7 protein-coding genes are annotated in these 7,368 nt (G+C 72.1%); 1 reads left to right on the forward strand and 6 read right to left on the reverse strand.

The window, feature by feature from the left end:
* Positions 1-70: 70 nt before the first annotated feature.
* The 6 genes from HCN56_RS21780 to HCN56_RS21805 form a co-directional block, all read right to left on the reverse strand.
* Positions 71-1,336, reverse strand: coding sequence for a cytochrome P450 (locus HCN56_RS21780; RefSeq protein WP_312871358.1), 1,266 nt, complete (start codon positions 1,334-1,336; stop codon positions 71-73).
* Between the two features lie 372 nt (positions 1,337-1,708).
* Complete coding sequence (locus HCN56_RS21785; RefSeq protein ID WP_167973728.1) at positions 1,709-3,073, reverse strand: cytochrome P450 family protein; 1,365 nt, start codon at positions 3,071-3,073, stop codon at positions 1,709-1,711.
* Positions 3,074-3,084: 11 nt separating this feature from the next.
* Positions 3,085-3,675 (reverse strand): GTP-binding protein, encoded by a 591-nt coding sequence (locus HCN56_RS21790; protein ID WP_167973730.1) that lies wholly within the window; start codon positions 3,673-3,675, stop codon positions 3,085-3,087.
* Entirely contained in the window at positions 3,650-4,021 is a 372-nt protein-coding gene (locus HCN56_RS21795) for a DUF742 domain-containing protein (protein ID WP_167973732.1), read from the reverse strand. The genes HCN56_RS21790 and HCN56_RS21795 overlap by 26 nt, the downstream gene beginning before the upstream one ends.
* The gene (locus HCN56_RS21800) at positions 4,018-4,419 is read right to left on the reverse strand and encodes a roadblock/LC7 domain-containing protein (RefSeq protein WP_167973734.1); all 402 of its coding nucleotides are present in this window, start codon (positions 4,417-4,419) and stop codon (positions 4,018-4,020) included. Before HCN56_RS21800 ends, HCN56_RS21795 begins: the two co-directional genes overlap by 4 nt.
* A complete protein-coding gene (locus tag HCN56_RS21805) occupies positions 4,416-5,702 on the reverse strand; it encodes an ATP-binding protein (protein ID WP_245246870.1) in 1,287 nt (428 codons plus the stop codon). Before HCN56_RS21805 ends, HCN56_RS21800 begins: the two co-directional genes overlap by 4 nt.
* Before the next feature lie 590 nt (positions 5,703-6,292).
* Between HCN56_RS21805 and HCN56_RS21810 the strand changes: the two genes are divergently transcribed.
* A partial coding sequence (locus HCN56_RS21810) for a TolB-like translocation protein (RefSeq protein ID WP_209313034.1) occupies positions 6,293-7,368 on the forward strand: 1,076 nt, incomplete at its 3' end.

A 7,368-nucleotide genomic window follows, 5' to 3' on the forward strand; every position in this document is an offset into this window, starting at 1 on the left:
GGCGCCGGGCCGTCCCCGGGCGGGGCGGCCCGCTCCGGCGGCGACGCACCGGAGCGCGCGCCGCGCGGGGTCAGCCGGTGCTGACGCGCATGCCGGTGAGCCGCCGGAAGGCGACGCGCTGCGCGTACTGCGGGGGTGCGGTGACGTGGAGCCCCGGGAACCGCTCCGCCAGCCCCCGCAGCAGCAGGGTCGCCTCCTGCCGGGCGAGCGCGGCGCCGACGCAGAAGTGCGCACCGCCGCCGAATGCCAGGTGCAGACTGATGCGCTCGCCGGTGCGGTGGATGTCGAAGGTGGCGGGGTCGCGGTGGTGGTCCGGGTCGTGGTTGGCGGAGCCGATCATCAGGTGGACCATGGCGTCCTTCGGGATCAGGACCCCGCCCAACTCGGTGTCGCGGGCGGCGACCCGGCCGGCCATGTGGATCGGCGGGTCGTAGCGCAGCACCTCCTCCACGGCCGCGGGCGCGAGGTCCGGGTCGGCGACGACGGCCCGCCACTGGTCGCGGTGCCGGTCCAGCAGGTGGACCATGGTCGGCATCAGCGTGGCCGTGGTCTCCACGGAGGCGACGAACAGGAACATCAGCAGGTAGAAGACGGCGGCGTCGGCCTGCTCGCGGTCCTCCTCCATGGCGTCCCAGGTGCGGAGCCACCCGGAGATGACGTCGTCGCGGGGGTGGGCGCGGCGGTCGCGGATGACCTCGGTGAAGTAGTCGCGGAGCCCCTCGGCGGCACGGTCGGCGCCGGCCAGGGCGGTGGCGGTGGGCAGCAACTCCTGGCAGACCACGTGTTCGTGGGTCAGCCAGAGCAGCTTCGGGTAGTCCGCGCGCGGCAGGTCGAGCCAGCTGCCGATGACCTCGATGGGGAGCTGGTCGCCGACGAGGGAGCCGAAGTCGGCGTCGCCCTCCTCCGCCACGCGGTCCTGGAGGGTGTCGAGCAGCCCGTCGACGGTGCCGGCGACGACCGCGTGGAGGCCCGCGAGCGTCGCCCGGTCGAAGACGTTGCCTATCGAGCGGCGGTGGCGCGTGTGGTGCGGGGAGTTCAGCCCCTGGAGGGTGCGGCTGAGCTCCTGCTGTGCGAAGCCGTTCCAGCGGTCGCTGTCCTGCCGCTCCTTCCACGCGGAGTCCGTCGTGCGCCACTTGCGGCTGCGCAGCACGGAGTCGACCAGGGCGTGGCGGGTCACCAGATGCCCGCCCCAGGGGGTCGGCAGCACCGGGCCCAGCTCGCGCAGGTCCCGGTAGTGGGGCAACGGGTCGGCCTGGCCCTTGGGGGAGCGCAGGCGTGAGAGGTGGGAGACGACGGTGCGGGTGCCGACGGCTGTTGTCGGCGCGGCGGGTGCCACGGGGGATTCCTCCAACTCCGATGGTGCCGGTGGCGACGGAGCACCGCCGGCCCCCGGGTTGCGGGGACCGGCGGGCGGTCGTCGCGCTTCTGATCGGTTGTCGGTCGTGGGAGCGGTGGAGGGGGACCTCCTGCGGAGCGGCCACTCCGCCCACCCGGCTGTCATGTGCCGGAGGCACCTGACGAAGCCGGACACCGCGACCACGCGTGGTTCGGCCGGGACTGTCGGTCCGGTCACCCGGAGGGTCTGGTCGTCCAGGGGCGCGGGCCGGGCACGGGCGGGCCGCGCGGTGGGGTCGGGGGCGGAACGCCGGACCACGGCGTTCCGCCCCTGCACCTCAGCCGCGCGCCGCGCGGACCCGGACCGCACTGTCTAGCGCCACCAGTTGAGGAACCCGCTCCACCAGCCGCCGCGGCGGCCGGCGTGCCGCCCCTGGCCCTCGCCCGGCTGCTGCACGGGGTCCGGCGCGGGCCGCCGGGTCGGCGGCAGCGGGGTGAACCGGGCGGGGAGGGTCGCCAGTGCGCGGTGGTAGATGCCCGGCCGCCAGGCCAGGGACTCCACCGGGACGGCGAGTTCCACGTCCGGGAGCTGGTTCATCAGCTTCTCGATCGCCGTCACCGAGATCAACTGCGCCGGGTCCTTCGCCGGGCAGGCGTGGGGTCCGGCGCTCCACGCCAGGTGGGCGCGCTTGCTGAGCCGCTGCCGCATGGCGGAGAGCGCTGGGTCGGTGTTGGCGGCGGCGAAGCTGATGACGACCGGCTCGCCCGCGGCGAGCGGCACCCCGTCGAGTTCGGTGTCGTACAGCGGGTAGTGCACCCCGTAGTTGGCCAGCGGCGGGTCGTTCCACATGACCTCGTCGAGCGCGTCCTCCACCAGCAGGCCCGCTCCGTGCATCCCGCCGTAGTACCGCTCGTCGGAGAGGATCAGCAGCAGGCCGTTGCCGATGAGGTTGCGCGTCGGCTCGGAGCCCGCGCCGCCCAGCAGCACCAGCTGGTGGATCATCTCCTCGTCGGTGAGCCCCGCGGGGTGGGCCATCAGCCAGGAGGTCACGTCGGCGCCGGGGTGGCGCCGCTTGTGCGCGACGAGCGCCGAGACGCTCTCCAGGATGTCCTGGTTGGACCGCTCCGGGTCCACCCCGTCGAAGATCCCCGACATGCCGGTGACCAGCTGGTCGCCGATCTCCGCGGGGCAGCCGAAGAGTTCGTTGAAGACCAGCAGCGAGGTCAGCTTGGCGTACTCGTTGAGCAGGTCGGCCTCGCCGCGCTCGCCGAACTGCTCGACCAGGTAGGTGGAGACGCGCTCCACGTGCCGGGTGAGGAGCAGGGCGTCGATCCGGGAGAGGCTGTCCGTGATGGCCTGCCGCAGCCTCAGGTGCTCCGCGCCGTCGGAGAAGAGGCTGTTCGGGCGGTGGGCCATCATCGGGATCGCCGGGCTGTCCATGGGGACCCGGCCCTCGTTGAGGGCGCGCCAGCGCCGGGAGTCCTTGCCGTACTCCTTGGGGCTCTGGAGCACCCGCAGCGCCGCGGCGTAGTCCGTGACGAGCTTGGCGCTCACCCCGGGCGCGACCTCGATCGGGGCGGCCGGGCCGTACCGGCGCAGCTCCTCGTAGAAGCCGTGCGGGTCGGCGGCGAAGTCCGGTCCGTACAGCGGCACGGGCACCCCCTCCCCCTGGTGCGCCGGCTGGTGGGCCGGGCATCCCGGAGGTGGTGCTGAGGTGTGATCGGTGTGCCGGTCCATGGTGCAGGCTCCTAGCTGGTGCGTGTCTGGAGGTACTTGACGAGGGTGATGAGGGCACCGGCCGAGGACGCCTCGTCGCGCGCGTCGCAGGCCACCACGGGGGTGTCCGGCAACAGGTCCAGCGCCTCCCGCAGTTCGTCGTCGGGCCGCCGCTCGGACTCGTCGAAGTAGTTGACGCCCACCGCGTAGGGGATGCCGTAGCTCTCGACGAGGTCCATGACCGGGAAGGACTCCTCCAGCCGCTGCGGGTCGACCAGCAGCAGCGCGCCGAGCGCGCCGCGTGCCATGTCCTCCCACACCTGCACGAACCGCTGCTGCCCGGGGGTGCCGAACAGGTACAGCACGAGCGTGTCGCTGAGGGTGAGGCGGCCGAAGTCCATGGCGACCGTGGTGGTGGTCTTGCCCTGGACGCCGCGGAGGTCGTCGATGTGGGCCCCGGCCCGCGTCATCGTCTCCTCGGTCCGCAGCGGAGGGATCTCCGACAGCGTCCCGATGAACGTCGTCTTCCCCACGGCGAAGTGGCCCACGACGAGGATCTTGGCGGCGATCCGCACCTGTTCCGAGAGGTAGGTGTGGTCATCCGAAACGAGTCTGGAGTCCATCCAGCACCTCCTGCAGAACCTGGATGTCGGTGAGCTGCGCCGTGGGGACCGGGTTCCGCGTCACGATCTGGCCGTTGCCGGCCAGGTCGGAGAGGAGGACCCGGATGACCCCGATGGGCAGGCCGATGTGGCCGGCGATCTCGGCGACCGAGAGGTAGCCGCCGCAGCACAGCTCGACCAGCGCCCGCCGCTCCGGGTCGAGTTGGGCGCGGCGGGCGCCGCCGTCGGCGGCCGTGACGAGGGTGACGAGCTCGAACTCATCACCCTTGGGCAGTTCTTGGCCATTAGTGATCACATATGGACGCACCAGGTCCACGGATTCGTGTCCCGTGCCGTCCGTGGTCATGAGGGAATTCCGGAGCTCTGGCGCGGCGGGCTGGTCATGGCCTTTCCGAGCTGCCCGACCAACTGCTGCATCCGGAAGGTGATGTCGGCCATGTCGACGTCCAGGGACGCGGAGACGGCCAGATAGGCGCCGGCACCGGCGGATATGAGGAAGACCCAGCCGCCGTCGAATTCGACCAGTGTCTGACGCCACTTCATGTCGTCGCCACCGGAGAAGCCGGAGAGCGTCCGGCTGAGCGACTGCATGCCGCTCATCGCGGCGGCGACCGTGTCGGCGTCGTCGCGGCCCACCTCCCGCGAGCGGGCCATGAGCAGGCCGTCCGCGGAGACCAGCAGCGCGTGGCGGGCCTCGGGGACCTCCAGTGCCCGGTCCAGCATCCACGAAAGATCGTTGTTCACCTGAATTCACGCCCTTCTGGGTCTGTTTCGGCCGTGCGACCCGTCCGTGTACCCCGCTGGAAGGCCCCCATGATGGAGGCGGTCTCCTCGTTGGAGCGGTGCGCCGGTGCCTCGTGGTCCTGCCCGTTCTGCCCGACGATCGTCATCGGGGTGCGGCGCCGCCGCTTCGGGAGCCCGCCGCGTGTCGTCGCGCGGGGCTCGCGCCGCTCCTCGCCGTACCCGGCGTCGTGCCCCGCGTCGTTCCGCGCGGCCGGTACGGCGCCCGGGGGGTCGGGAACGGGACGGGGGCCGGAGTGCGGAACTGCCCGCGGCATGTGCGCGGCAGCAGAGGGCGCCAGCGGGTCCGGCACGGCCCCTCCTGGCAGCGGTGCGGGCGCGGGGGCGGTCTGTGCGACGGCCGCGGGGCCCACGGGCTGGGGTTCGGGCATGGAGGTGAGCAACTCCTGCGGCAGCAGCACCACGGCGCGGACGCCGCCGTAGGGCGAAGCGGTGTCGACGGAGACGGTGAAGCCGTAACGCGCGGCGAGGACGCCCATGACGGCGAAGCCGAACTGCGGCGGGTTGCCCAGGCCGGTCACGCCGGAGACCGGGTTGTTGAGCAGCTCCGCGGCCCGGGTCTTCTCCTCCTCGTTCATGCCCACGCCGGCGTCGTCGATGACGATGCAGACGCCCTTGGGTACGGCGCGGATGTTGATGTCGATGGTGGTCTCGGGGGCGGAGTAGCTGGTCGCGTTGTCGAGCAGCTCGGCGAGGGCGAGCGCGACGGGCTCGACCGCCTGGCTGATCACGGCGAACGACGCCTGCGAGTGGATCTCGACGCGGGTGAAGTGCCGCACGCGCCCCTTGGCGCTGCGCACCACGTCGTACACGGAGGCGACCGAGCGGTGCCGACCGAGCCATCCCTCGCAGAGCACCGCGATGGACTGCGCGCGGCGACCGAACTGCGAGTTCATGTGGTCGATGTCCAGGAGGTCCTGGAGGATGCGCTGGTCGCCGTATTTGCGCTGGAGACCGGAAATGGCGATCTGCTGTTCGTTGGCGAGGCCCTGGAGGGTTCTCATCGCCGTTTTCAGGGCAGTTTTCGTGCCGTGTTCGGCGCGGGAGCGCGCCTCTTCCACGGATTCTGCGAAACGCTGTTCCAGAATGTCGTTGCGCTCCGACAGGAGTTCTTTCTCCTGCTTTGCGCGCCGCGTTCTACGATGGCTGGATATCGCCAGGGCCACGGCCGCGGCAATACCCGCGACCAGCGCCCAGAACACTGGATCGTCTATGTACGCAGTCATGGAGGCTCTCTAGGAGGATTCCCGTCTGGTGGGGGCGCGGGGGCGCTGCTACGGCGCCGAGGGACGACCGGGTCGACCAGGTCGACCGGGGCTGCCGTCGGCGGCGCCCGCCGGGCGCCCGGGCACGGGCGGAAGCGCGGCGACCCCGCGGGGTCGGCACGCGAGACGGCGCGGTGCGGCGCTGAGTGGAGGGTCGACCGTGATCGGCCCTGCTGACGGCATAAACAAGCTCCTCGGGGTGACCGGCTTTGTTCCCCCGTCCTCGGCCCGCCGTGCGAGCGGCATGAGCCTAGCACCACGAACGGCTGCGAGGAGCATGGAACCAGCTCTTCTCTTTCCACCGGACACCTTCTCCATGCATTAGTTTCAGGAGTGGTGCACGTCACCTCCTGGGATGCGGCGGACGTGTGCAGGTGCTGTTGCGTTACATTCGCGGTTGCATGCAATTGCCCGAATTACCGCGCGGCGGAAAACTGCCATGTGCCCGCGCGGTGACGACCGGCCCGGGGGCGGCCGTGCCGGCCCGGCGTCGCCGCGCCGCGAGCGCGGCCGCCGGGTCGCCCCGCCGCGGCGGGTGGCAGGCTGAACCCATGGCTGTGACCTGGATCCGTTGGGGCCGCGCGACGCGGCGTGGTGCGCCTGCCGCCGTGCTGGCCGCGTCGTTCGTGGTGGCAGGACCGGCGGCGCCGGGCGGGCCGGGCGGTGCGGCGCTCGCCCAAGAGCCCGGCGGTCACGAGGAGTTCGTCCTGGAGGACCCCCGTATCCGCGAGTCCAGCGGGTTGCAGGCCAGCCACCGCCACCCCGGCGTCTACTGGACCCACAACGACAGCGACTACGCCCCCGAGATCTACGGCGTCGACAGCGCCACCGGCGAGACCGTCGCCACCGTGACGCTCCAGGGGGTGGAGTTCCGCGACGTGGAGGCGATCCACCTCGGGCCGGACGGCGACCTCTACGTGGGCGACATCGGGGACAACCTCGACGGCGGCTGGCCGCACGTCTGGATCTACCGGTTCGCCGAGCCGGCCGAACTCGCCGACACCGCGCTCACCCCGACCGTCTACACCGTGCAGTACGAGGACGGGCCCCGGGACGCCGAGGCGCTGATGGTGGATCCGGTGAGCGGGCTGGTGCACCTGGCCAGCAAGAAGCGGGACGGCTCCGGCGCCGTCTACCGGCAGCCGGAGCAGCTCACCACCGAGGGCGTCAACACCTTCTCGCGCCACTTCGACACCGACCTGTGGGTCACCGACGGCGCCTTCTCGCCCGACGGCTCCCGGCTGCTGCTCCGCGGCTACTTCGGTGCCGAGCTGTTCCGCTGGGACGACGGCGCGGCGGAGTCGATCGGTCTCGTCCGCGTGCCGCTCCAGCCGCAGGGCGAGTCGGTCACCTTCACCCCGGACGGCACCACCCTGATGTTCGGCAGTGAGGGCGAGCGGTCGCTGGTCACCCCGGTCGAGCTGGAGGGCGACCAGCGGCCGGACGACGTGGTCGCCCGCGAGGAGGCGGCGCAGGAACAGGAGGAGGGCGACCGGGGCGGCGGCGCCGCGGGCGGCTCGCGCGGCGACGGCGACGGACTCCTCGACGGGCTCGGGCGGGCAGCGCTCTACGCCGGCATCGGTCTCGCCGGCGTGGTGCTGGTCGGCGCGCTCCTCCGGGCCCGGGC

This window comes from Streptomyces lonarensis, from assembly GCF_012033735.1.
GTDB classification, from domain to species: Bacteria; Actinomycetota; Actinomycetes; order Streptomycetales; family Streptomycetaceae; genus Streptomyces; species Streptomyces lonarensis.